This window comes from Spiroplasma endosymbiont of Nomada rufipes (assembly GCF_964277355.1).
Lineage (GTDB): Bacteria > Bacillota_I > Bacilli_A > Mycoplasmatales > VBWQ01 > Spiroplasma_E.
Genome location: NZ_OZ195517.1, coordinates 644,651 through 669,511, shown reverse-complemented (window position 1 = coordinate 669,511; position 24,861 = coordinate 644,651). Strand labels below are relative to the sequence as shown.

The 24,861-nt window shown below is 25.1% G+C and carries 26 protein-coding genes; 15 read left to right on the top strand and 11 right to left on the bottom strand.

Annotated elements, in window-relative coordinates:
* Positions 1–8: 8 nt before the first annotated feature.
* From hrcA to ACICQF_RS03645, 4 genes are read left to right on the top strand one after another with little or no spacing between them, the layout of a single operon-like run.
* The gene (hrcA, locus tag ACICQF_RS03660) at positions 9–1,022 is read left to right on the top strand and encodes a heat-inducible transcriptional repressor HrcA (protein WP_252320996.1); all 1,014 of its coding nucleotides are present in this window, start codon (positions 9–11) and stop codon (positions 1,020–1,022) included.
* 15 nt (positions 1,023–1,037) lie between these two features.
* On the top strand, positions 1,038–1,682 hold the full coding sequence (locus ACICQF_RS03655; RefSeq protein WP_338957498.1) for a nucleotide exchange factor GrpE: 645 nt from the start codon (positions 1,038–1,040) through the stop codon (positions 1,680–1,682).
* A gap of 14 nt (positions 1,683–1,696) precedes the next feature.
* Positions 1,697–3,544 carry a molecular chaperone DnaK gene (gene dnaK / locus ACICQF_RS03650; RefSeq protein ID WP_174481222.1) on the top strand — a complete coding sequence of 616 codons (1,848 nt, stop codon included), beginning with the start codon at positions 1,697–1,699 and terminating at the stop codon, positions 3,542–3,544.
* Between the two features lie 20 nt (positions 3,545–3,564).
* Entirely contained in the window at positions 3,565–4,674 is a 1,110-nt protein-coding gene (locus ACICQF_RS03645; RefSeq protein ID WP_395472799.1) for a DnaJ C-terminal domain-containing protein, read from the top strand.
* Positions 4,675–4,843: 169 nt separating this feature from the next.
* Here ACICQF_RS03645 and ACICQF_RS03640 read toward each other — a convergent pair whose 3' ends face one another.
* The gene (locus tag ACICQF_RS03640; RefSeq protein WP_395472798.1) at positions 4,844–5,794 is read right to left on the bottom strand and encodes an IS30 family transposase; all 951 of its coding nucleotides are present in this window, start codon (positions 5,792–5,794) and stop codon (positions 4,844–4,846) included.
* Positions 5,795–6,078: 284 nt separating this feature from the next.
* Between ACICQF_RS03640 and ACICQF_RS03635 the strand changes: the two genes are divergently transcribed.
* Positions 6,079–6,369, top strand: coding sequence for a hypothetical protein (locus ACICQF_RS03635; protein ID WP_395472797.1), 291 nt, complete (start codon positions 6,079–6,081; stop codon positions 6,367–6,369).
* Positions 6,370–6,664: 295 nt separating this feature from the next.
* Here the strand turns inward: ACICQF_RS03635 and ACICQF_RS03630 are convergent, their stop codons facing one another.
* The 4 genes from ACICQF_RS03630 to ACICQF_RS03615 all read right to left on the bottom strand — a co-directional run bounded on the left by ACICQF_RS03630 (position 6,665) and on the right by ACICQF_RS03615 (position 11,507).
* Complete coding sequence (locus ACICQF_RS03630; protein ID WP_395472796.1) at positions 6,665–9,622, bottom strand: AAA family ATPase; 2,958 nt, start codon at positions 9,620–9,622, stop codon at positions 6,665–6,667.
* Between the two features lie 82 nt (positions 9,623–9,704).
* Positions 9,705–10,328 carry a hypothetical protein gene (locus tag ACICQF_RS03625; protein WP_395472795.1) on the bottom strand — a complete coding sequence of 208 codons (624 nt, stop codon included), beginning with the start codon at positions 10,326–10,328 and terminating at the stop codon, positions 9,705–9,707.
* A 307-nt stretch (positions 10,329–10,635) separates the two neighbouring features.
* Positions 10,636–11,271, bottom strand: coding sequence for a hypothetical protein (locus ACICQF_RS03620; protein WP_395472787.1), 636 nt, complete (start codon positions 11,269–11,271; stop codon positions 10,636–10,638).
* A gap of 17 nt (positions 11,272–11,288) precedes the next feature.
* Entirely contained in the window at positions 11,289–11,507 is a 219-nt protein-coding gene (locus tag ACICQF_RS03615) for a hypothetical protein (RefSeq protein ID WP_395472794.1), read from the bottom strand.
* Positions 11,508–11,661: 154 nt separating this feature from the next.
* Between ACICQF_RS03615 and ACICQF_RS03610 the strand changes: the two genes are divergently transcribed.
* Complete coding sequence (locus ACICQF_RS03610; protein ID WP_338979395.1) at positions 11,662–12,612, top strand: IS30 family transposase; 951 nt, start codon at positions 11,662–11,664, stop codon at positions 12,610–12,612.
* On the opposite strand, the gene ACICQF_RS03605 is transcribed toward ACICQF_RS03610, so the two are convergent.
* From ACICQF_RS03605 to ACICQF_RS03595, 3 genes are all read right to left on the bottom strand, one after another.
* Positions 12,609–12,842 (bottom strand): hypothetical protein, encoded by a 234-nt coding sequence (locus ACICQF_RS03605; protein ID WP_395472793.1) that lies wholly within the window; start codon positions 12,840–12,842, stop codon positions 12,609–12,611. The two genes, ACICQF_RS03610 and ACICQF_RS03605, sit on opposite strands and share 4 nt — an antisense overlap.
* Before the next feature lie 197 nt (positions 12,843–13,039).
* On the bottom strand, positions 13,040–13,123 hold the full coding sequence (locus tag ACICQF_RS03600) for an IS3 family transposase (protein ID WP_395473701.1): 84 nt from the start codon (positions 13,121–13,123) through the stop codon (positions 13,040–13,042).
* Positions 13,124–13,149: 26 nt separating this feature from the next.
* Positions 13,150–13,389, bottom strand: a complete 240-nt coding sequence (locus ACICQF_RS03595; protein WP_395472792.1) for a hypothetical protein — start codon at positions 13,387–13,389, stop codon at positions 13,150–13,152.
* Positions 13,390–13,616: 227 nt separating this feature from the next.
* Here ACICQF_RS03595 and thyA point away from each other — a divergent pair, with 227 nt between their 5' ends.
* Genes thyA through ACICQF_RS03580 form a run of 3 tightly spaced genes read left to right on the top strand, consistent with a single transcriptional unit; the run spans position 13,617 to position 15,717 of the window.
* Entirely contained in the window at positions 13,617–14,486 is an 870-nt protein-coding gene (gene thyA, locus ACICQF_RS03590; protein ID WP_252320867.1) for a thymidylate synthase, read from the top strand.
* On the top strand, positions 14,486–14,974 hold the full coding sequence (locus tag ACICQF_RS03585; protein WP_395472791.1) for a dihydrofolate reductase: 489 nt from the start codon (positions 14,486–14,488) through the stop codon (positions 14,972–14,974). Before thyA ends, ACICQF_RS03585 begins: the two co-directional genes overlap by 1 nt.
* Positions 14,975–14,979: 5 nt before the next feature.
* Positions 14,980–15,717 (top strand): lysophospholipid acyltransferase family protein, encoded by a 738-nt coding sequence (locus tag ACICQF_RS03580; protein WP_395472790.1) that lies wholly within the window; start codon positions 14,980–14,982, stop codon positions 15,715–15,717.
* Between the two features lie 44 nt (positions 15,718–15,761).
* Here ACICQF_RS03580 and ACICQF_RS03575 read toward each other — a convergent pair whose 3' ends face one another.
* Positions 15,762–16,841, bottom strand: a complete 1,080-nt coding sequence (locus ACICQF_RS03575) for a TSUP family transporter (RefSeq protein WP_395472789.1) — start codon at positions 16,839–16,841, stop codon at positions 15,762–15,764.
* 336 nt (positions 16,842–17,177) lie between these two features.
* Here ACICQF_RS03575 and ACICQF_RS03570 point away from each other — a divergent pair, with 336 nt between their 5' ends.
* The 3 genes from ACICQF_RS03570 (at position 17,178) to ACICQF_RS03560 (ending at position 18,832) form a co-directional block, all read left to right on the top strand.
* Positions 17,178–17,462 carry a hypothetical protein gene (locus ACICQF_RS03570; protein WP_395472788.1) on the top strand — a complete coding sequence of 95 codons (285 nt, stop codon included), beginning with the start codon at positions 17,178–17,180 and terminating at the stop codon, positions 17,460–17,462.
* 17 nt (positions 17,463–17,479) lie between these two features.
* Positions 17,480–18,115: a hypothetical protein gene (locus ACICQF_RS03565; protein ID WP_395472787.1), complete on the top strand. Its 636-nt coding sequence runs from the start codon at positions 17,480–17,482 to the stop codon at positions 18,113–18,115.
* A gap of 153 nt (positions 18,116–18,268) precedes the next feature.
* Entirely contained in the window at positions 18,269–18,832 is a 564-nt protein-coding gene (locus ACICQF_RS03560; RefSeq protein ID WP_395472786.1) for a hypothetical protein, read from the top strand.
* Between the two features lie 78 nt (positions 18,833–18,910).
* Here the strand turns inward: ACICQF_RS03560 and ACICQF_RS03555 are convergent, their stop codons facing one another.
* Together ACICQF_RS03555 and mgtA are read right to left on the bottom strand one after the other, a co-directional pair.
* On the bottom strand, positions 18,911–19,801 hold the full coding sequence (locus tag ACICQF_RS03555; protein ID WP_395472785.1) for an ankyrin repeat domain-containing protein: 891 nt from the start codon (positions 19,799–19,801) through the stop codon (positions 18,911–18,913).
* A gap of 161 nt (positions 19,802–19,962) precedes the next feature.
* A complete protein-coding gene (gene mgtA, locus ACICQF_RS03550) occupies positions 19,963–22,674 on the bottom strand; it encodes a magnesium-translocating P-type ATPase (protein WP_395472784.1) in 2,712 nt (903 codons plus the stop codon).
* A 382-nt stretch (positions 22,675–23,056) separates the two neighbouring features.
* Here mgtA and ACICQF_RS03545 point away from each other — a divergent pair, with 382 nt between their 5' ends.
* The 3 genes from ACICQF_RS03545 (at position 23,057) to ACICQF_RS03535 (ending at position 24,686) form a co-directional block, all read left to right on the top strand.
* Entirely contained in the window at positions 23,057–23,257 is a 201-nt protein-coding gene (locus ACICQF_RS03545; protein WP_395472783.1) for a hypothetical protein, read from the top strand.
* 69 nt (positions 23,258–23,326) lie between these two features.
* Positions 23,327–23,941, top strand: a complete 615-nt coding sequence (yihA, locus tag ACICQF_RS03540) for a ribosome biogenesis GTP-binding protein YihA/YsxC (RefSeq protein WP_395472782.1) — start codon at positions 23,327–23,329, stop codon at positions 23,939–23,941.
* Between the two features lie 247 nt (positions 23,942–24,188).
* Complete coding sequence (locus tag ACICQF_RS03535; RefSeq protein WP_395472781.1) at positions 24,189–24,686, top strand: hypothetical protein; 498 nt, start codon at positions 24,189–24,191, stop codon at positions 24,684–24,686.
* Positions 24,687–24,861 lie beyond the last annotated feature (175 nt).

Here is a 24,861-nt window from a genome sequence, read left to right as displayed (position 1 = left end):
GGTGAACAATGTTAAGTAACAGACAATCACAAATTTTAAAAATCATTGTTGAAAAATATATTAAAACAGGATTACCAATTGGTAGCAAAACTATTTTAGAAAATAATAACAATATTAATTTTTCTAGTGCTACTATTCGTAATGAATGTGTTGAATTAGAAACATTAGGATTATTAGAAAAAGCACATAGCTCTAGTGGTCGTATTCCTTCAACAAAAGGTTATCGCTATTATGTTGATAATTTAATGAATATGGGTGAACATCAAGAACTAGAAATCTTGAAGAAAAAAATAGCAGAAGTATTTAATAACCGTAACTTAGTAATTACCGAAGTATTAAATAAAACTAGTAGTATTTTAAGTGAAATGACTAATTTGATTAGTATTGTTACTGGTCCTAATATTAATGAAGATACTTTAAAAAAAATTGAATTAATACCGATTAGTAATGATAATGCTTTAACAATTTGTATTACTAGTAATGGTCATGTTCAAAACAAAATGTTTAATATTCAAGAAACATCATTAACCGATTTATCAATTGCCATTGATATTTTTAACACCAGATTAATTGGTACTAAAATTAGTGAAATTAGTGAGAAAGTAAATTTATTAAAACCAATCCTTGAACAACAAGTACAAAAATCAGAATATATTATTCAAGGATTTGTTAACACTTTAATTAATTTCTCACGACCACTATCAACAACACACGGTGTTCAATATATGTTAGAAAATCCTGAATTTAATGATATTAATAAGGTTAAAACAATTATTAAATTCATTGAATCACAATCACCATGAATGTATTTTGATGAATTAAATAATAATCAACTACAAATTAAAATTGGTGAAGAACTGGGTAATGAAAATAACGATATGGCAATGATTACTACTACTTTTAAAGTTCATGATGGTGAACAAGGACAAATTGCAATTGTTGGACCTAAACGTTTAGAATATGAAAAACTAACTGAAATTCTAAATTGGATTAATCAAACATTGATTAAAAACTTTAAATAGAAATGAGATGATAAAATGACAAAAGCTAAAAAAGATAACATTGATAAAGTATCAGCAACAGAAACTAAAGATACAACTATTTCAACTCCTGTTACTGAAACACCAGTAAGTGTCGAAGAAGAAAAAATATCATTAAATAAAGAAATCGAATTAGAAACAAAAATTAAAGAATTAACAACAGAACTTAATAAAATTAATTCACAACAAAAGCAATTAATGCTAGCTACTAGATTAAATACCATTAAAGAATTAGAAATTCAAAATAAAGAACACATTAAATATGCTAACCAAAAAATTATTAAAGATTTAGTTCATACTTTATTAAATTTCCAACGAGCACTAAACTTTAAAACTGATAATGCAGCTGTTCAAAATTTCCTAGTTGGTTTTAAATTTATCTACGAAGAATTAATTAAAGCACTTGGTAAAGAAGGTTTAAAAGAAATTACTGCTAAAGTTGGAGATCAATTTAATTCTCACCAACATGAGGCAGTAGAAATTATTAATGATAATACAAACAATGCTTATCAAAATGTAAAAAATAATACTATTGTTGAAGTTATAGCTAATGGTTATGAATTGCATAATCGTGTCATTAGCACTACTAAAGTTAAAGTTTTTCAAACTAAAGAAGAAAAAACAGAAACAAAGAAAAATTAAGGAGTGAAAATATTATGTCTACAAATAAAACAACAAATAAAGAAATCATTTTAGGAATCGATCTAGGAACAACTAATTCATGTGTTGCCGTAATGGAAGGTGATAAGCCAAAAGTTATTGAAAATGCCGAAGGCGGAAGAACAACACCATCAGTTGTTGCTTACAAAGATGGTCAAATTATGGTTGGTGAAGTTGCTAAACGTCAAGCTATTACTGATCCAGATAATACTGTTAGTTCAATTAAAAGAATTATGGGAACTAAAGAAACAGTTAAAGCCGCTACTAAAACACGTAAACCAGAAGAAGTATCTGCAGAAATTTTACGCACTATTAAAACTTTTGCTGAATCAAAATTAGGTAAAAAAATATCAAAAGCAGTTATTACTGTTCCTGCTTACTTTAACAATGAACAACGTGAAGCTACTAAAAATGCAGGAATTATTGCAGGATTAAAAGTAGAAAGAATTATTAACGAACCAACTGCTGCTGCCATCGCTTATGGTTTAGACAAACAAGATAAAGATCACAAAATTTTAGTATTTGACTTAGGTGGTGGAACATTTGACGTTTCAGTTCTAGAATTAGCAGGTGGAACATTTGAAGTATTATCAACTAGTGGTGATAACAAACTTGGTGGTGACGACTTTGATGCCTTAATTGTTCAACATTTAGTTAGTGAATTCAAAAAAAGTAATGGTGTTGACTTATCAAAAGATAAAATGGCAATGCAACGTTTAAAAGATGCTGCTGAAAAAGCAAAAAAAGACTTATCAGGAGTAGTACAAGCTGATATTTCATTACCATTTATTTCAATGAATGCCTCAGGTCCATTACATTTAAATGAAAAATTAACACGTGCCAAATTTAATGAACTAACAAAATCACTAGTTGAAAGAACTATTGCTCCTGTTCGTGATGCCTTAAAAGAAGCTAAATTAAGCAAAAATGAAATTGATGAAGTTATTTTAGTTGGTGGTTCAACAAGAATCCCAGCTGTGCAAGAAGTTATTAAAAACGAAATTGGTAAAGAACCACATCGTGGTGTTAACCCTGATGAAGTAGTAGCTTTAGGTGCTGCTATTCAAGGAGGAGTATTATCGGGTGATGTTACTGACGTTTTACTATTAGATGTAACTCCTTTATCATTAGGTATTGAAACTTTAGGAGGAGTAATGACGCCATTAATCTCTCGTAATACTACTGTTCCTACTAAAAAGTCACAAGTTTTTTCAACTGCTGAAGATAATCAACCCGCTGTTGATATTAGTGTTTTACAAGGAGAACGTCCACTAGCCAAAGATAATCATTCACTGGGTCGTTTCCAATTAAGTGGTATCGAACCAGCACCAAGAGGTGTTCCACAAATTGAAGTTACTTTTGATATCGATGTTAATGGTATTGTATCTGTTAGTGCTAAAGATCTAAAAACTAATAAAGAACAAAAAATTACTATTAGCAATAGTGGTACTTTAAGTAAAGACGAAATTGAAAAAATGGTACAAGATGCTGAAAAGAATCGTGAAAACGATGAAAAACATAAAGAAGAAATTGAATTATCTAATCAAGCACAAGCCTATATTTATGATATTGATAAAATGACTGCTGAAGTTACTAAATCAGCAAAAGAAGGCGAAGCAGAAAATCCACAAATTGCTGAAATGAAAAAACTACGTGATGACTTACAAAAATCACTAGATGAAAAAAAATATGATGATTTAAAAGAAAAACTAGAACAATTAAAACAAGCATTTGCTGCTGCACAACAATTTATGAACCAACAAAAACAAGAACCAACAGATCATATTAAAAAAGATGATAATAAAAGTGATGATGTTATTGATGTTGACGCAACAACTAAATAAAATAATTAGAGGTGGACAAAATGGCAAGTAAAAAACGTGATTATTATGAAATTCTAGGAGTTTCACGTAATGCTACTTCAGATGAAATTAAGAAAGCGTTTCGTACGCTTGCAAAAAAATATCATCCCGATTCACCAAGTGGTGGTGATGAAGCTCGATTTAAAGAAATAAGCGAAGCTTATCAAGTTTTATCTGATACTAATGAAAGAGCAAAATATGATCAATTTGGTCATGATATGCCCGGAGTTGATAGTTCTTCTGGTTTCGGTGGCTTTGGTGGTTTCGGTGACTTTAGTTCGGCATTTGGTGACTTATTTGGTGGTAATAGAAGACAACAACAACGCTATAATGGTAAAACACCAGGTGATAATATCCTAACAAAAGTTGAAATTAGTTATCGTGATGTATTCTTTGGCAAAAAAATGACCATTAGTATTAACATTGATGTTGCTTGTAAGGATTGTAAAGAAACTGGTGCTAGAACTCCTAATGATATTAGTACATGTGATAAATGTAAAGGTAAAGGAGTTCTTGAATATGTTCAACAATCACCATTAGGTATGTTTAGACATCAAGGTGTTTGCAACCAATGTCAAGGACTTGGTAAAATTATTCGTCAAAAATGTTTAAAATGCAAAGGACATCGCTATTATATTGAAAATCAAAAATTAGAATTTGATATTCCTCGCAGTATTTTTGATGGTCAACAAATTAGAATTAAAGGTAAAGGTAAAATTGGTCATAATGGTGGTACTCAAGGCGATTTATTTGTTGGTATTAATATTAAGCGACACGCTTTCTTAGATCGTCAAGGTAGTGATATGTATATTAAATTACCAGTATCTTACTTAGATATTATTTTGGGAAATATTATTATGATTCCTACCTTTGAAGGAATCATTAAACATAAATTACCATTAGGACTACAATACGGTGACAAAATTACTTTAAAAAATCAGGGATTCTATTACCCTAATAGTAGTAAACGTGGTGACTTACATGTTATTCTTGATATACAAATGCCTAATAAAGTTACTAAAACAGAGCAAGAAAAATTATGAAATATTAATAACGAAACTAAATTTGATCCAAATGAAGATTTTGTTAATAGTGCAATAAAAAGAATTTAATAAATTAATATATAAAAAATAAGAACATATGTTCTTATTTTTTATATATTAATTTTTTCACTTTATTAATTGGAACTTTTTTACCGATATAACACATTACAAAACTAGTTTCATTGCTGAATTATACTTGTAAGTGCAAGTAAATGCTAAATTGTAAAGGTAAGTGCAACTAAATTATTTTTCTATCCAAATATTCGATTGGTGAAAGATAATTTAATATTTTTCTCGGTCTTTGATTTAAAGACAATATAAATTTATGAACTTCATTTTTATTAGTTTTTGAAAAAATAAATTTTTTAGGAAATTTTTCTATAATTAAACCATTAGTATTTTCATTAGTACCTCTTTGTCAAGGTGAATATGGATTGGCAAAATAAATTTTTACATCTAAATTTTTTTCAAGTTGTTGTCAATTTGAAAATTCTTTGCCACGATCAAAAGTACTAGTTTTAACAATGTTTTTAGGAAGAATTGATAAATAATAACTGACATTTTTATTAATAACTTTAGTAGTTCTGTTTTTAACTAATATTGCTAAAGTAAATCGTGATACTCTTTCAACTAAAGTTATTAAACATGATTTGCTTTTACCTCGTGATGATACTATAGTATCTCCTTCCCAATGACCAAGTGTTATACGATCATTAACATTTATATCTCGTTCTTTAATTGATTTACCATTAAACTTGCCACGATTCTCTTGAGATTTTCGTTTTTTACATTTTCTTCTTAAATTTTTACTAGTAACTTTATCAAGCATTCCAAAATAAATTCAAGTATAAATTGTTTTAAAACTAATAACTCACTCTTTATGAAAATTTTTAATTCTGCCATAAATTTGTTCAGGTGATCAACCTAATAGTAATTTTTGTTGTACATATTTTACTAAATTCTTATTTTTAAACTTATGAAAACTAATATGTGATTGTTTTCGATTTTCAGCTTTATTTTGTGCAATTAATGAAAAATAATGATTATTATCTTTATTTCTATTAATTTCTCGAATAATAGTACTAATACTTCGATTAAGATTTTTAGCTATTTCACTAATTTTAAATTTAAATTTCAATTGATTCTCAATATAAATCCTTTCATTTATGCCAAGATGTTTATAACTCATATAAAAACTCCTTACTTTTTTCTAAACTAAATTTAGCATTATGAAATTTTTATATGAGAATTTTTTGCAATTTTATTTACTTGCACTTACAAGTATAATTCAGCATTAATATATTACTAATTTTTCTTGCCTTGTATATTAATACTTAAAGTGTTAAAATTAAGATGGATAGAAAATATTTCCAAGTTTTGGATTAATATTATCATTCCTAAAATTTATAGAAACTATTATTAATCCAAAATATCCTTTTAATTTATCACGTATATATAAAGAAGGTGTTTAAAATGAAAAATTTAATTACTGCCCTAAGTGTTTTAACACTTGGTACAACTGTAGGAAATTTAAGTAGTAACTTAAAGACTAATCAAAAAACAGAAGCTGTTAATACTATTTTAAACCAAGATATAAAAAAAGTAAGTAATGTTGATTTATCTAATATTACTGCTGAAAATAACGTTTGAAAATATTTAACAAAAAATAACGTAGCAACATATGCAGGCGGCGAAAAATATTATCAATATTATTTTGCTTACCATGTTATTGGATTAAATCATGATACATTACATAAAAATTAAATAATGCGATTGGTTCGGGAATAGGAGCAGTCTCTGCTGTCCTAGGTGTTGCCTTACCAGCATTAGCTCCAATAATTGGTGCAGTTGCAGCAATATTAATTGCACAATGATACATATGACAAATTTCTGACTATGATAATGGTAATGGAGTTGTTATTGATATGGTTGGTTTAACACCAACATGAATCGTTAATGTTTCATCACAATAAAAAAATAATAATACTTAAATTTATTAAAAACAGACCTATTTCATAGGTCTGTTTTTAATAAATTTATTTTTAATATAACATAAAGTTTAAACGACATAATTAACATTTTTCACTGATTTATCGCTTTCAATAATTTTTTTAGCATCTGCTAATTTAATGGCTACCATTTTCGTAATTCCTTGATTTTGCATAGTTGTCCCATATAATACATCACAATTTTCCATTGTGCCTGGACGATGCGTAACAATAATAAATTGTGTATATTGTGAAAAACTACGAACATATCTAGCAAAACGCTCTAAATTTGCTGGATCCAATGGTGCTTCAACCTCATCTAATATTGTCAATGGCAACGGCTTGACTTTTAAAATAGCAAATAATACTGCTAATGCAACTAATGATTTTTCACCACCTGATAATAAGTTTAAATTACTAATTCTTTTACCAGGAGGATTAGCAAGCACTTCCACACCTGTATTTAAAATATCATCAGGTGATGTATATCGTAAACTACAAGTTCCTCCACCAAATAAAGTTTGAAATGTTTCGGGCAATACCATATTAATAGCTTTGATTGTTTCATCAAATTGCGTTACCATAACATTATCCATTTCATCAATGGCTGTTAACAACGATTGTGATGCTAATTTTAATTCATCATGTTTAGTTTTTAAACGTAAATAACGTTCATTTTCATTTTCAAATTCTTCAATAGCATTAATATTTACAAATCCTAAATCTTCAATTTCACTACGTAATTGTTGTACCAAATTACGTGCTTGTTGTTCATCTGCTAATGGTTCACTATAATGTTCTCTAGCGTATTCATAAGTTAAATTATAAGTTTCAACTAAACGTCTTAAATGTTGTTCTACTTTTGACTCCATTTTTACTTGTTCAAGCTTTTGATTATTTAATTTATCACTAGTCATAAAATGTTCTTGATTTAAACTATATAATTCATTTTCTAAATTTTGCATTTGTTCTAATAATTGATGTTTCTGTTTACGAATTAATTGTAGTTGACTTTTTATTGTTGCTTGATCATATTTAGAATTTTCATATTGAATAAAAATATCATTTAATTGGTTTGTAGTATCAATATCTAATTTTTTACCAGTTAATGTTTGATATTGAGTAGTTAATAATTGTGATTGATTAGTGATTTCACTAATTTCACTAATCAGTTTATTTATTGTTAAAGTAATTGTCAACTTTTGACCTTGATAATTATTTAATTCGCTTTCAATACTTGTTCTTTGGACATTTATATTAACTAATTGTTGTTCTAATGATTTAATTTCTTCTTTTAATTCAGAAACTATTAACTTTTCTTTAAAAACATTAATACTATTTTGATGTTGATAACCTCCAACAATAGCACCACCAGCTTTAATTAATTGACCATCTAAAGTTACACATTGGTATTTAGCAGCAATTAATTGTGAAATAACTCTTGCGCTTTCTAAGTCTTCACAAATAATAGTACGACCTAAAAGAAAATTAATAATCGGCTGAATTCTATTATCAACTGCTGTAACTAAATGATGAGCAAAACTTAAATAACCTGATTTACTATTAACAATAATTTCATCTTCTTTAGTAGCTGTTCGAACTTGAATTGAATTTAAAGGTAAAAAAGTGGCAATTCCCGCTTTATTTTGTTTTAAAAATTCAACAGCCTTGGTTGCATCTTTGTTAGTCGCCGTAACAATGTTTTTTAAAGTATTGCCCAATACTTTAACAATCGCTTCACTATAAAGATCGGGCACCGAAATTAAATCACTCACTACTCCAATGATGCCATATAGTTTATCTTTATTATTTAAAATTGTTTGAACACCCAAATATTTTTGATTTTGTCGTTGTTGATAATTAATTACCGATTCTAATTGTGCTTTTTTTTCACCTAAACCACGATGAATATTATTTTGTCCTAAAATTAAATCTTGATGTTGAACATTTAGTTCTTCAAATAAATTATTAATTTTATCAAAATTTTCTTGTTCTTTTTTTTGTAAAAAAGTTTTTTGTTCAATAATAGTAAGCAAAGTTTCAATTTCATTTTTTAATTTTTCAACTTCTGTTTGATCTTTTATTTCACTTTGTTTTGTTTTCATTAACGATTTTTGTTGTTCTAAAACTTGCAATAAACTATTAACATTAGATAAATTCATTTCTAAACTATTAATGTTTTTATCTAAATCATAACTTTTATTTTTTAAAAATTTTAATTGTTGTTCATTCTTACTAATATTTAAATTAAGTTGTTGTTGTAAAATTTCATTATCATTTATACTGAATGTTGTAAGTTTTAATTGATTATGATATGTCTCCAAATCTTTAACAATAATAGTAATTTCATATTTTTTTAAATTATCACGTAATTCAACATAAGTTTTAGCTTTCTGTGCTTGTTTTGCTAATGGTTCAATTTTTCTACTTATTTCACTAATAATATCATTAACTCGAACTAAATTTTCATTAGTACGCTCTAATTTACGTAATGACTCTTCTTTCCTCTTTTTGTATTTTGAAACACCCGCAGCCTCTTCAAATAAAGTTCTTCTTTCTTCTGGCTTAGAATCAGCAAATCGTGAAACATTACCTTGACTAATAATTGCAAGTGAACCTTTAGCTAAACCTGTACCCATAATAATTTCTTGTACATCTTTTAAACGAACACGAGCTTTATTAATGTAATATTCATTTTCTGAACTATTACGAAAAGTTTTTCTAGTAATTTGTACTTCATTAAAATCAACTTTAAATATTTTATTAGTATTATCAAAAACTAAAGTAACTTGAGCACTATTTAATGGCTGTTTTCCTTTAGCACCATTAAAAATTATATCTTCACTATTTTCACCACGTAATGATTTAACTGATTGTTCACCTAAAACTCAACGAATAGCATCATTAATATTAGACTTCCCAGAACCATTAGGGCCAACAATACCTATAATATTAGTATCAAATTCTATTGTTAAAGGTTCTGCAAATGACTTAAAACCATATGCTTCGATTCTTTTTAAGAATGCCATCTTACCTCACCTATTTTAAAATATATATTTATATTTTACCATGAATCAGCTTAATATTTATTGTTAAGATTTAGCAGAAATATTACTTTATTTGCATTATTATTTGTTCTTTAATTGTTTTATAATAAAATTTATTAATTCACAAATAAAATAATGTAGTACTAATAATAGTACTAATAATAGTACTAATAATTAACATTATAACTAAGATACTATTAATTCATAATGGAATTCCAATAATGGAATAATTAAAGTTGAGAATATTATAAGGATAAATAAAATTTTTAACATCATTTGCTTGTAAAATACCGGCTCTAATATAAATATAAGTTAGATAAATAATTGGATAAATAACTACTAATATAAATTGTTTTTTAATATTGATATTAAATTTATTTTTTCTAAACGTTAAAATTAAAAAAATAATCATCAATATTAGTGATACTAAATGATCTAAAAAGGAACAAAATAAAGATAAATTATTCAATTTTCAAAATCAATTAAGTTCTAAATCTAACTTTGAAACACTATCAATAAATATCCCCGCTCAAAAAATAAGGGCAGTAATAGTTATGTATATTGTTAAATTAATTTGACTATAAATATTAGTGAATCTATTTGTCTGCTCTTTTTGATGATAAATTAAAGAAAATAAAAATCAAATATTAACAATAAATATTGTTTGAGAAGACCAAAATGATAACATTACATCAAAGTTTTGCAATACTATAGAATTATAAAAATTATCTTTATTAGTATTACTAACATATCAAAATTCAGTAAATACAGAAAAGATGATAGTCAATATTGATAAAATAAAAATTAATATACAACTTAATAATTTATATAAAAATCTTCAATCTTTAAATTTTTGCTTATATAATAAAAACACAAATTATTCCTCTTCGAAAAACAAAATCATATTTAACAAGTATATAGGGACTACGTCCCTCGCCACTACGTGGCTCACCCAAATTATAGTCCCAGTAGGTTCACTGGTACTATAACTATTTTTATTTATCTTTATTTTTAGGTTTATCTTTTTTCTTTAAAATATTATCTAATTTATCTAAACCAGCAGACTTAATATCAGTATAAGTCATATCAATACTACTTGCTTCTTTAAGGTATTTTCTAGGTGACAATTCACTTTTAAGTTCATGCACATAATGTAAAGTACGTGAATTATACCTTTTTAACCAGTGTCTAGGAAAAAATAAAGTCATAGCCATTGCTTCACCACTATAACTTGGAGGCATAATGCCTTTTTTAATCATTTTCTTTGTTCTACGTCGTGAAAACACTACTTTATTATAATCATCAATATTAGTATATAAATTAAGATTAAATATAACAACAAAGCCCAAAAAACGCATTCTTTTAACTTGCACAACATACTCTACTTTTTCTATTGCTTGTACTGGTATTCTATTAGGATGTTGTTCAATCAAATACATAGTACCATTAAACATATGACCTATTAACTTACAAAATTGTCCTAAACTTTCTTGTTGATTTTTAAACTGTACTCCTAAATCATTAGAATTTATCTTTAATGCTAATTCATCTAAAATTATTAAATCTTCTTCTTCAAAAGCATAATTACTTGCTAACTGATTAAAATTAAAAACATCATTATAATTAACCAAATAAGAATAACCATTTTTTAAATAGAAATATCATGTTTTGCTTTATTAATATCTTGCATATTATCAGCATAAGTCAAAGTAACAAAACTTAAAACCTTTGAATTATAAAAATTATGATACGCTTTATGTATTAATTTTGTTTTAGTCCGAATTGCATTATTACGTAATTTTTTATCATTAATCCCTAAATTTTTAATACCAACTTCATTACGTTTATTATTTAAAATAGCACTCATAGGCAAAACTATATTTTTAACATAAGCACCATAATAAACTTTTTTAATGCTGAATTATACTTGTAAGTGCAAGTAAATAAAATTGCAAAAAAATTCTCATATAAAAGTTTCATAATTCTAAATTTAATTTAGAAAAAAAGTAAGGATTTTTTATATGAGTTATAAACATCTTGGCATAGATGAGAGAATTTATATTGAGAATCAATTGAAATTTAAATTTAAAATTAGTGAAATAGCTAAAAATCTTAATCGAAGTATTAGTACTATTATTCGAGAAATTAATAGAAATAAAGATAATAATCATTATTTTTCATTAATTGCACAAAATAAAGCTGAAAATCGAAAACAATCACATATTAGTTTTCATAAGTTTAAAAATAAGAATTTAGTAAAATATGTACAACAAAAATTACTATTAGGTTGATCACCTGAACAAATTTATGGCAGAATTAAAAATTTTCATAAAGAGTGAGTTATTAGTTTTAAAACAATTTATACTTGAATTTATTTTGGAATGCTTGATAAAGTTACTAGTAAAAATTTAAGAAGAAAAGGTAAAAAACGAAAATCTAAAGAAAATCGTGGCAAGTTTAATGGTAAATCAATTAAAGAACGAGATATAAATGTTAATGATCGTATAACACTTGGTCATTGGGAAGGAGATACTATAGTATCATCACGAGGTAAAAGCAAATCATGTTTAATAACTTTAGTTGAAAGAGTATCACGATTTACTTTAGCAATATTAGTTAAAAACAGAACTACTAAAGTTATTAATAAAAATGTCAGTTATTATTTATCAATTCTTCCTAAAAACATTGTTAAAACTATTACTTTTGATCGTGGCAAAGAATTTTCAAATTGACAACAACTTGAAAAAAATTTAGATGTAAAAATTTATTTTGCCAATCCATATTCACCTTGACAAAGAGGTACTAATGAAAATACTAATGGTTTAATTAGAGAAAAATTTCCTAAAAAATTTATTTTTTCAAAAACTAATAAAAATGAAGTTCATAAATTTATATTGTCTTTAAATCAAAGACCGAGAAAAATATTAAATTATCTTTCACCAATCGAATATTTGGATAGAAAAATAATTTAGTTGCACTTACCTTTACAATTTAGCATTAATTTTTTTAATATTTTTGAACCAAATCCTTGATTTAAATAATTTATATCTAAAAATAAAGCTTCTAATTTTTGTTCTAAAATAATCGAAAATCCAATAACTTGGTTATAATCATTTTTATATCATAATTGAACATTTAAATTATTTAAATTTTCTTTTAGTGTTTTATTAAATAACAAAAAATGTTCATGTTTTAAAAACACATGTGTTTTTAAAACATTTTTTTCCAAATTTTATGAACCAAATTAAAATCTTTATTTTCTTTTACTATTATATATTTAAGATTTTCCACAAATTTTTCTTCCTTTATGTACTGTTTTTAAATTTTATCACATAAAGTGTTGCCTTTTCAACTAAAATGGCATTGGTTAGATAAGTGGAATGGCAACCCTTTTTAGGACTATTTTTTGGTAGACATTTGTTTTTGATAATTAATTGGAGTTAAGTAGTTTAGAGTGCTATGAATTCTTATGTTGTTATATAAATTGATATAATCAAATAATTGTAGTTTTAATTGGATAAATGATGTAAAAATTTGTTATTAATAAATTCGGTTTTGAAAGTTTTAAAATTTGCCTTAGCAACAGCATTGTCATAAGGACAGCCTTTTTTGCTTAAAGAGCGGGTAATGTTGAATGCTAGTAAAAGTTTATTAATAGTTTTATTATTAAACTCATTACCGCGATCAGTATGAAATATTTGGATATCTTTTAAACAGCGATTTGATTGCTTAAATGCTTTATGTACCAATGATGCATCTTTTTAGTACCTACACTATATCTCCAATAATTTCACGGTTAAATAGGAAAGGGTCGCCCCTAAGTTGCAAAAAACAATGTTTTAATTTAGTAAGGAGACTTTTTTTATGACAAGATATAGTAAGGAACTAAAATTAAAACTTAGATAAAAAAATATTTTTTGTTAAAATATAATTGATTTAATTTGATTTAATTTGATTTATGAAAGAGGTAATGATTATGAAACAATATTTAGATTTATGTCAATATGTTTTAGAAAAAGGATATAAAAAAGCTGATAGAACAGGCACTGGTACTGTTTCTACTTTTGGTTATCAAATGCGTTTTGATTTACAAAAAGGTTTTCCCATATTAACTACAAAAAAAGTTCATTTTGCTTCTATTGTTCATGAGTTATTATGATTTATTGCTGGTGATACTAATATTGAATATTTAGTTAAAAATAATGTTAGAATTTGAAATGAGTGACCTTATAAGAAATTTATGGAAAGTAAAAAATATCAAAATGAAACTTTAGAAGAATTTGTTGAAAAAATTAAAACTGATCATCAATTTGCTCTTGAATTTGGTGATTTAGGACCTGTTTATGGTAGACAATGACGTAATTTTAATGGTGTTGATCAATTGCAGGAGTTAATAGAAAATTTAAAAAACAATCCTTTTTCACGAAGACACATTTTATCAGCATGAAATCCTGCAGAAATTAAGAATATGGCACTACCACCATGTCATACTTTAATTCAATTTTACGTTTCTGATGATAAAAAATTATCTTGTCAATTATATCAACGTAGTGCAGATATTTTTTTAGGAGTTCCTTTTAATATTGCTTCTTATGCATTATTAACAATAATGTTAGCACAAATATGTGGCTATCAGTTAGGAGAATTTATTCATACTTTAGGTGATGCTCATATTTATAGTAATCATTTTTCACAAATTAATGAACAATTAAGTAGAAAACCAAAATCATTGCCAATTTTAGTTATTAATAAAAATATTACTAATTTATTTAATTTTAAATTTGAAGATTTTAAATTAGAACAATATGATCCATATCCGTTGATTAGAGGTCAGGTTGCAGTATAATGGTAATTTTAGTTTGAGCAATGACCAAAGAAAAGGTAATTGGTTTTAATAATAAATTGCCCTGAAAAATTAAAGAAGAAATGCAATATTTTCAGAGCATTACTTTAAATAAAAATGTATTAATGGGTTCAAAAACTTTTGAAAGTATTGGCAAACAACTAAAAAATCGTTACAATATAGTTGTTACTAATCATCAAGAACGTTATCAACAATTTCTAAATGATAATAATATTACTTTCACAAATGATATTATTTCATATTTAAAACAATATCAAGGTAATAAAAAAAGAGATATTTGTATTATTGGTGGTGCTGAAATTTATAAGCAGGCATGAGATTATGCTGATTATTTATATGTTTCAGTCATTAAAAATTTATATAATGGTGATCTTTTATTTCCTGTTAGTAATTTTTCTGATTTTAAATTAATCAAAACAACAGAATTTGCAGAATTTGTAGCGAATGTGTATCAAAGAAAGGAAAAATAATAATAATGAACATTTGAAAAGCAATTTTAACTTGACCTTATTTATTACAAACTTATAGTAAATCAGGTTCAATGACAAGAAAGGTATTAAAAGACCCAAGTTTAGTTTCTGAAGCAAAACGATATATTTGATTGAAAAAACGTGTGCGTTATATTAAATGATTATATAATATTAAATTAACCGTTCATAACATTGAAAATTGACCAAAAAGAAAAGGTTGTGTAATGGTTGCCAATCATCAATCAAATTTTGATCCATTATTAGTATTATCGGTAAATGATTATAGTTTATATGCACCTTTAGGTTTTATTGCAAAAGAAGAATTAAAAAAAAGCCATTTGGCACGAAGATTTATTTTTTTAATTGATGTTTTATTTATTGATCGTAATAATCCACGCACAGCCATTACGACTTTTCAAGAAGCAAAGGAATTAATTAGAATTCCGCGTACAATGATGATTTTTCCAGAAGGAACAAGAAGTCATCAACAAGAAATGCAAGAATTTAAAACAGGTGCTTTTAATATGGCATATCAATCTTATGTACCAATTATTCCTGTTACTATTATTAATTCTTATCAAATTTTTGATCGAAAATATAAAGGCAAAAAAGATATTAATCTTATTTTTCATAAGGCAATTGAACCAAGTGAATTTATTAAATTATCTACTGATGTATTATCAAAGCAAGTATTTAATATTATTAAAAAAGGAATTGATGATTTTAGCAATAATAAAATTTAAGTAGTAATAATAAAATGTTGTTAGTTAACAACCTTTTATTATGTTTAAGAGTCAATAATTAATTTCTGATGTGATTTTTGTTTTTTATAATTACGTAAATTTTTTACTGATGTAATTATTAGTGAAGAAGATGTATATCAAATTATTACGATAATTAATCATAGTAGGATATTAATAAATTGTTCTTTATTTAAGCCAAGACCATTTTGTAATAATAATAATAATACACTTAAGTAAGCACAAATAACACCAATTGATCCACCTAGTGTGAAAGCAATTGCTGGTTTAATTTCATAGTTTTTATCTTTAATAAAACGTGTACCAGCAACTAGCATTAAAAAAGCTGCAGATCCCATCATAATTGGAAAAGCACATTCAGCGTTAAGACCTAATAAATAAGTAGTTGCCATTGCTGGAGCATAAATACCAATGCCTAATGCCATGAAAGCACCAAGGATAAAGAATATACTAATACCAACCAAATATTTTCATCAAATATCAAGACTATTATTATTACCCGCTGTTGGCATAATTCCAATTTGTTTTTGACCTAAAAGCATGATAATTGAAACAATAAATAATAGAACGCCAATAAATAGTTGTGATCAACTAAGTTTAATTTTATTTGCGATAATGGCGCCTAAATAGGCACCTAATGTTGCAGAAGAAATTAATGAAACTAGTGTTGGTCATGCTACTTGAATTAAAGCAATAAAAATAATTGCTTCTAAACAAGTAGGAATACTATGACCAACATTCATAATTCCTAAAATTTTTTTATCATTACGTACCTGTTTTGTTAATTTTAATAAAATAATACTTACTGCAAATGAACCAATACCAATTGTGTCACAAAAATCAGCAATAAAACCAATTATTCCTAGTTTTCAAAATCGTTGTTTAAAATTATCTTCAAAATTATGGATATGTTCTTTATCAAATTGTGAATAACTATTTTTTATAAGATATCATGTAAAAATTGCTACTATTATTAACAAAATAGTAATAAAAATAATAGCAACAATTGAGGGTTTTCAAATATTTGTTAAAAATAAAGTAAGTAATAATACAAATAAAGAAATAGGAATTATTAATAAATTATAGTATATTGTTTTTTTATTCATAGTTTTGTTCCTTTTTCTTTTAATTTTATTTTTGTGTTATTTAGAATTTTATCATGAAAAAATACAAAAAAATATTATTATTTTTTAATTTTTATATTTCTATTTTTTACTAAAATTATATTTTTAATGATTGGAAATAGTTTAAAATTATTTATTATTTTTTAACACTTTATTTATTAAAAAAATATAATAAAATTAACTTTAATTAAGTATCACAATTCAATTAAGTATCACAATTCACCGCAAGATAATTCATTAATTATTTTTTTTGTGTTATGATTATTTTGTTAGTAAAAAAATATATAAAATTAATAATGCTGTCGAGGATTTTTATATATGGAAGAAAATTTTTATATTAAAAAAGTTTATTATGGTGCTTATGTTAAAAATATAGTTTTGCCTATGAGTGCTATTTTAAATAATAAACGTAATGAAGTTGGTATTAAAAATTTAGGGATTAATGATAAAAAATTACGTAATAATGCAATTCGGACTAAAACAAAATTAATACATAAAGCGTATCATAATTTTTATAATTCAAAGGTTTTAAGTTTTGTTACTTTGACTTATGCTGATAATATGCAAGATATTAATAAAGCAAAACATGATATTTCTATTTAAAAAATGGTTATTCTTATTTGGTTAATTATAATGATGTTTTTAATTTTAATCAGTTAGCAAGTAATTATGCTTTTGAAGAAGAAGATTTAATAATTTTAGATGAATTAGCATTAAAGATAAATTCTAATGATTTAGGAGTACAGTTTAAAAATCAACAAGAAAGTTTAGGACAATTTTGTAAGTTAATAGGTCATATGTTTAATGGTACTATGTATTTGATTGAACAACATCCTAATAGAATACCAGTACAAGCAATAGAAAAAGTAGAGTATGTTGTGCAAGTTAAAAGAATGCGTTTTTTGGGCTTTGTTGTTATATTTAATCTTAATTTATATACTAATATTGATGATTATAATAAAGTAGTGTTTTCACGACGTAGAACAAAGAAAATGATTAAAAAAGGCATTATGCCTCCAAGTTATAGTGGTGAAGCAATGGCTATGACTTTATTTTTTCCTAGACACTGGTTAAAAAGGTATAATTCACGTACTTTACATTATGTGCATGAACTTAAAAGTGAATTGTCACCTAGAAAATACCTTAAAGAAGCAAGTAGTATTGATATGACTTATACTGATATTAAGTCTGCTGGTTTAGATAAATTAGATAATATTTTAAAGAAAAAAGATAAACCTAAAAATAAAGATAAATAAAAATAGTTATAGTCCCGGTGAACCTACTGGGACTATAATTTGGGTGAGCCACGTAGTGGCGAGGGACGTATTCCCTATATACTTGATTATTTAATTATTTAAAAAAATTAATAAATTAAATAATTAAAGTTAATCTAAACTTAGGGGGTTTATATGAAAAAATATTTATCTATATTAACAGCACTAACTTTGACTACTGGAACAAGTCTAGTAACTAGTTCAATGGTTAACTCAAATGTAATTAAAACAAATCAATTATCTGAGATAAAAGAATCAGTTTCTTGAACTACTAAAATTGCTCATGTTGCTGGTTTTAATTTTAAAGATAGTCAAACTAGTAGTATATCTAAAACAGTAAGCAATATTGATACTAGTATTAGGAGTTATAAATTACTTTTAAAAGATAGTAAAGTAGGATATTGTTGATCTGATGGTAGTAATGCAGGATGACAAGATCAAGTTGTATATAGTCAGAAAGAGTTTAAAATTAATTTTGGTGAACAAAATAAAAAATTTAAACTATCAAGTGGTATTTTTGTAAATAAAAATAAAACTGCAGCAATAGGTTATACTGACTTATATTTATATATTAGTTATAATCATGAAGGATTAACTTATAAATTTGAACAAATTAATCAAGCTTTTCAATCAGCATTGTTTGGGTGAGCTAAAACGGGTGCAGAATATAATTTTGAATTTGATATTATACCTAGTTAATTGTTAATATTAAAAATTATTAATAATAAAAGTGATAATAATATTATCACTTTTTAAATTATTTTCTTAAAGAAAATTTTATTTATTGCATTTATTTGGTAAAAGATGATTTTGTAAATCTGTAGAATTTATTTGTTCTTTTCAAGAATTTGATTCATTAATTATTTTTTGTATTTCTAAATGTCCATTTCTAGTAGATCATATTAAAGCACTATCACCATTAGCATCTAAATGACTAATATCTACACCATTTTTTATTAAAGTGTTAACTACATCTAGGTGTCCTTCTTTGGCAGCTCATATTAAAGCACTATTTTTGTTTTTATCTACATTATTAATGTTAGCACCATATGCTAGTAAAATTTTAACTATTTCCAAATAACCTTTTCTGGCGGCTATTATTAAAGCAGAGTCACCAAGGTTGTTTACATGATTATTAATGTCATTATCTTTTGTTATTAAAACTTTAACTGTTTCTGTGTGTCCGTTTTCAGTAGCTCATATTAGAGCAGTATCACCAAATATATTTGTATCATTAATATAAGCACCATTTTTTAATAAAGTTTTAATTGTATTTACATGCCCATTTTGTGCTGCTGATATTAGAGCAGTATTACTAATTCAATTTTTGTGATTAATAATCTTACTATTTGTTGCTAATAAAGTGTTAACTACTTCTGTGTGTCCATTTTTAGCATCCATTCTTAAAGCATCATCACCAAAATCATTTATATGGTTAATATTAGCGTTATTTTTTAATAAAGTTTGAAAAATTTTTAAATTACCATGTTCAGCAGCTATTGTTAATGAACTATTACGATGTTCATCTACATAATTAACATCAGCGTTATTTTTTAATAAAGTTTGGGTCAATTCCAAATCATCATGTTTAGCGGCTTTAATTAATTTTTCATTTTTATTAATATTTATAGTTGTATTTAATTTAGATATTTCTTTTAAATTAGACATTTTTTTCTCCTATCAAATTAAAAAACCTATTTATTTTAAAACTAAAATAAATAGGTTAAAAACTTATATTAAGTTTGAAAAAATTATAGCATAAGATTTATTTCTATAGTAAATATAGATAATTGCTATTTAAAATTGCAAACTTTAAGATTAATTAGCTGTTATAATCATTTTTTAAATACTTTAATATATCCCATTTTTATTAATTGACTTAGCACACAATAAGTCATGATTATTCCTAAAACAATTGGAATATAGACTGGCGGTGGTCCTACCATATTCATTTGATGACCAATGTAAGTATAAGGTAAACTTAATCCAATGGTACAAATAACAATTGCCATTATATTTACTGGTCAAGTACCACGACTTTGAATAAAAGGAATTTTTTCAGTTCTAAACATTTGTACTATTAATGTTTGCGTTAATAAACCTTCAATAAATCATCCTGAGTTGAACATATTAATATTTTCTGCAGAAGTATTAGCAAAGACATCAAATCCAAATCCTAAAATTGCAAAAGTAGAGATATCAAAAATGCTACTTATAGGTCCATTAATAAAAGCAAATGGTAACATTCCTTTTGGATTTCAGCGTTGTGGTTTTAATAAAAATGATGGATCAACACGATCAAAGGCAATAGTAAATTGTGAAATATCGTATAATAAATTTTGAAATAATAATTGTACTGGTGACATTGGTGCAAAAGCAAATCATGCTGATGCTACTAGCACACTAAAGACATTACCAAAGTTAGAAGCAATCGTAATTTTAATATATTTTAAAATATTTCCAAAAATGCGACGACCTTCAATAATCCCTTTTTCTAAAACTAATAATGATTTTTCTAATAAAATGATATCTGATGCTTCTTTTGCAATATCAGTAGCATTATCAACAGAAATTCCAACATCAGCATTTCTTAATACTAAAGCATCATTAATACCATCACCCATGAAACCAACAACGTGATCATTACTTTTTAAAGTTTGAATAATCTTTGCTTTTTGTAATGGGTTTAGTTTAACAAAAATATTATTATTTTCAACAATTCTTTTTAATTCATATTCAGTTAGGCCAGTTAATTGTTCACCAGAAATTAATCCTTTAATTTCTAGATTAACACGATTACAAATTGCTCTTGTTACTAATTCATTATCACCAGTTAATATTTTAAGATCAACACCATGTGTTTTTAGCAATTTGATCATTTTTGTTGCTGTAGGTTTTGGTGTATCAAGAAAAGTTACAAAACCAAGAAAAATTAAATTTTTTTCGTTTGTTTCATTATATTTATTATTAGTAAGATTTGTATCTTCATATGAGACACCTAAGACACGTAATCCTTGTTCATTTAATTTTGTTATTTTTTTATTAATCATTTTCATTAAATCAGAATTTAATGGTATTACTTTATCTTGATAAACTATACGATTACATGTATTAATAACTTCTTCAATTGCACCTTTACAAATTAATTTTTTATTATTTAATTTATCTTCTAAAACAACTGTTAATTTACGACGATTAAAATCAAAAGGAATTTCATCAATTTTTTGATAATAATTACTTATATTTTTTAATTTATTTTTTTCTCCAAATTCAAGTATTGAATTATCCATTGGATTTTTTATTCCTGTTTGAAAATAACTATTTAAATAAATAAACTTAATTAAATCATTATTTGTTTTATTGTCCAATGTTATATGGTTGACTACTTCAATATTATCATTAGTTAAAGTTCCTGTTTTATCAGTACATAAAATATCAATTGTACCTAAATTTTGAATAGCAGCTAGTTGTTTAACAACTACTTTTTGTTTACTCATTTTACTAGCACCTCGTGCTAGATTAGAGGTAACAATCATTGGTAGCATTTCAGGAGTCAAACCAACAGCAACCGAAATTGAAAAAATAAATGCTGCAGGTCAATCATTTTTTAAAAGGCCATTGATAATTAACACAATGGGTACCATTACTAGCATAAAGCAAATTAACATTAAAGTAACGCGTTTAATTCCTTTAGAAAAACTGCTTAATGGACGTTGTTTATTTATTGTATCAGCAATAGTAGCTAAGTAAGTGTTAGTAGCTGTTGCTATAACAATAGCAATTGCACTTCCAGAAACAACACTTGTTCCCATAAAACAAATATTTTGTAAATCAAATAAGTTTTGATATGCAGGATCGTTAATAGCGTGTTTTTCAGTAGGTAGTGATTCTCCTGTTAATGATGATTGATTAATAAATAAATCGTTACTTAATAAAATTTTTAAATCAGCAGGAATTAAATCACCAGCTGATAAATAAATTAAATCACTGGGTAACAATTCATTAACATTTATTTCTTGTGCTTGTTTAATTATTTTAATTGAGTTTTCTTTAGTAATTTGATTAATATTTATATTACGAATAACAGTAGTTGTATTTTTGACCAAAATTGTTAAATGTTTAGTAATAAAAAAAGCTCGTATTGATTGAATGTAAATTAAGGTTCCACTTAATAAAATCATAGTTCCAACAATAATAGCGGCAACCAATGAATAAATTGAAGTATCATTTGTTGTAAAATATGAGAATAAATTATAGATAGTAATAATTGCTAAAATTATATTGAATGGTCCAAAATATGCTTTTAAAAATTCTAAAATTCAATTAAATTTTGTATTTTTTAAAGTATTAATACCATATTTTTTTCTTCTTATTTCAATTTGGTCTGTTTTAAGACCAAAATTATGTAAATCTAAATTTTTTAGTAATTGTTTTTGGTTAAATTGTGCAATTTGTTTAATATAATCACCATTTGTGTAAACTAATGGTTTTTTAAAACTAAATTGTAATTTAAAATAAATTTTGTTTAAAAAAATCTTCATAATTTCTTTACCTCCTTATTTTTCTTATTTTAAGACTTTTAAATAAGGATTTAGAAATTTATTAACACGGTAAAAAAATATTTTTTTAGTAAAAATACTAGGAGAATATTTGACTGAATCTTTATTTAAAAGTAAACTTTTAAAATTACTAATTTTTAAATTAGTATTGTTTTTATTATTATAAATGGAATCGCTGTCAGTCATGATATCACTCTCCTTTATCCTTTGACATTTTAACATGTTTCTCTTTAAAAAGATAACTTTTTTTAATTTATATAATTTTAGGAAAAAGATGATTACTATAAAATATTCAAATTTATTTTATGTTATTATTAATTAATGTTACGTGTTACTTTAATAATTAAAATAATAGGAGGTAAACATGAATACATTTGTAATAGTTGCTATTATTATAATAGCTATTGCTATTATTAGTTTTATGTTATTATTTAAAATTATAAAATGACTTGCTATTTGTATTATTGTTGGTGGTATCATTTTGGCTGCATTATTTTTTGGTTTTGGTATATGACCATTAGATAATATTCATTTTACTAATTTTATTAATATTAATAAAAATTAAAATAATAAATAATAATTAGTTTAGATTTTAACTATTGACTATAATATATTTTTGAATAAGAGGTAAAAAATGGAACGAATTAAGCAAGCACAATTTTTAACTAGTGCTATTAAAGAAGAACAATGGCCGCAGGATGAAATTCCTGAATTTTGTTTTGTTGGTCGCAGTAATGTTGGTAAATCAACATTTTTAAATACAATTTGTAATAATGGTAAGTTAGCTAGAGTTTCACAAACACCTGGTAAAACACAAATGCTAAATTTTTTTACAATTAATAATAATATTTGTCGCTTTGTTGATGTTCCTGGCTATGGTTTTGCTAAAGTATCAAATGAAAAAAAAATCCAATTTGCGACAATGATGGATGAATATTTTCAGTCACGAAAAAATTTAAAAGCAGTTTTTTTATTATTAGATTTAAGAAATGCACCCAGTAAAGATGATATTGATATGTTGGAATATTTACAACATTATCATTTAAAAATTCATTTAATTGCTACTAAAGTTGATAAAGTGAAAAATAGTCAATTAGTAAAAAATAAAAAATTAATATTATCAACTTTAAAACTTAGTACTAATACTCCTATTATTTTATTTTCTAGTATTAGTAAACAAGGAATTGATTTAGTAATTAGTAAATTAACAGATGATGTTAATACTGATGAAGTTGAAGTAGAAACTTAATAGTATAATATTTGTTGCTATAAAAAAGATAAAAGTTGTTTAATATGTATATATTCTTATCTATTTTTTATTTATATTGATTATAAACCAGTATATATATAAATTGTATATGATAGTTTGCAATTATTAAAAATATCAATATTCAGTATAGAAAAGAATATAATAATAATTAAACTTAATATAAGTTTTTAACTCATTATTTTGATAAAAATAAATGAGTTTTTATTTGAAAGGAAGATTAAAAGAAATGCCTATAAAAAATGAAATTTTACAAAATCTTGAAGCAAAATCAGAAGAAAATGTAGAACAAAAACCTACAAAATGAAAAAAATTTAAAACAAAACATCGAACAACCGCAAAAATTATAAAAGTGACTAAAGGTGCTGCTGTTGGTGCTTTGTATATTAATCCTATTGCTCAAATAAGCGCTTTAGTTACTGCTACTGTTGCGGGTGGTGTTAGTGTTGTTAGTGACCGTTCTGAAGAACAATTAAAAACTGATATAATAACTGCTGCTGCTAGTGCTTGTGCTGTTGGTGGGATTGCCAATGCTGTAATATTACCTGTTTGTATTCCTGTTGGTGCTATTACTTTTGGCATAGATGCAGCAAAAAAATTTGATGAAAAACAAAGAAGACAAATTGAAGTTGACAATGATAAGTTTGCAGATAAAAAAACCGCTATAAATAATATAGATTCACAAATTGAAGTAAAAATAGAATCAAAGAAAATGGCCAGTTTATAATTAATTTTTAGATTTAAGATAGTCTATGTTATAATATAAGTATATTACTTTTTAAGGTAATAAATCCCCAATCATGTTATTGGGGATTTAATGTTTTTAATATTTTTTAACATTAAAATGTGTATAATTTATTTTTGTATATATTGTGTGTTAAAAAATAATAAAAAAGATTAAA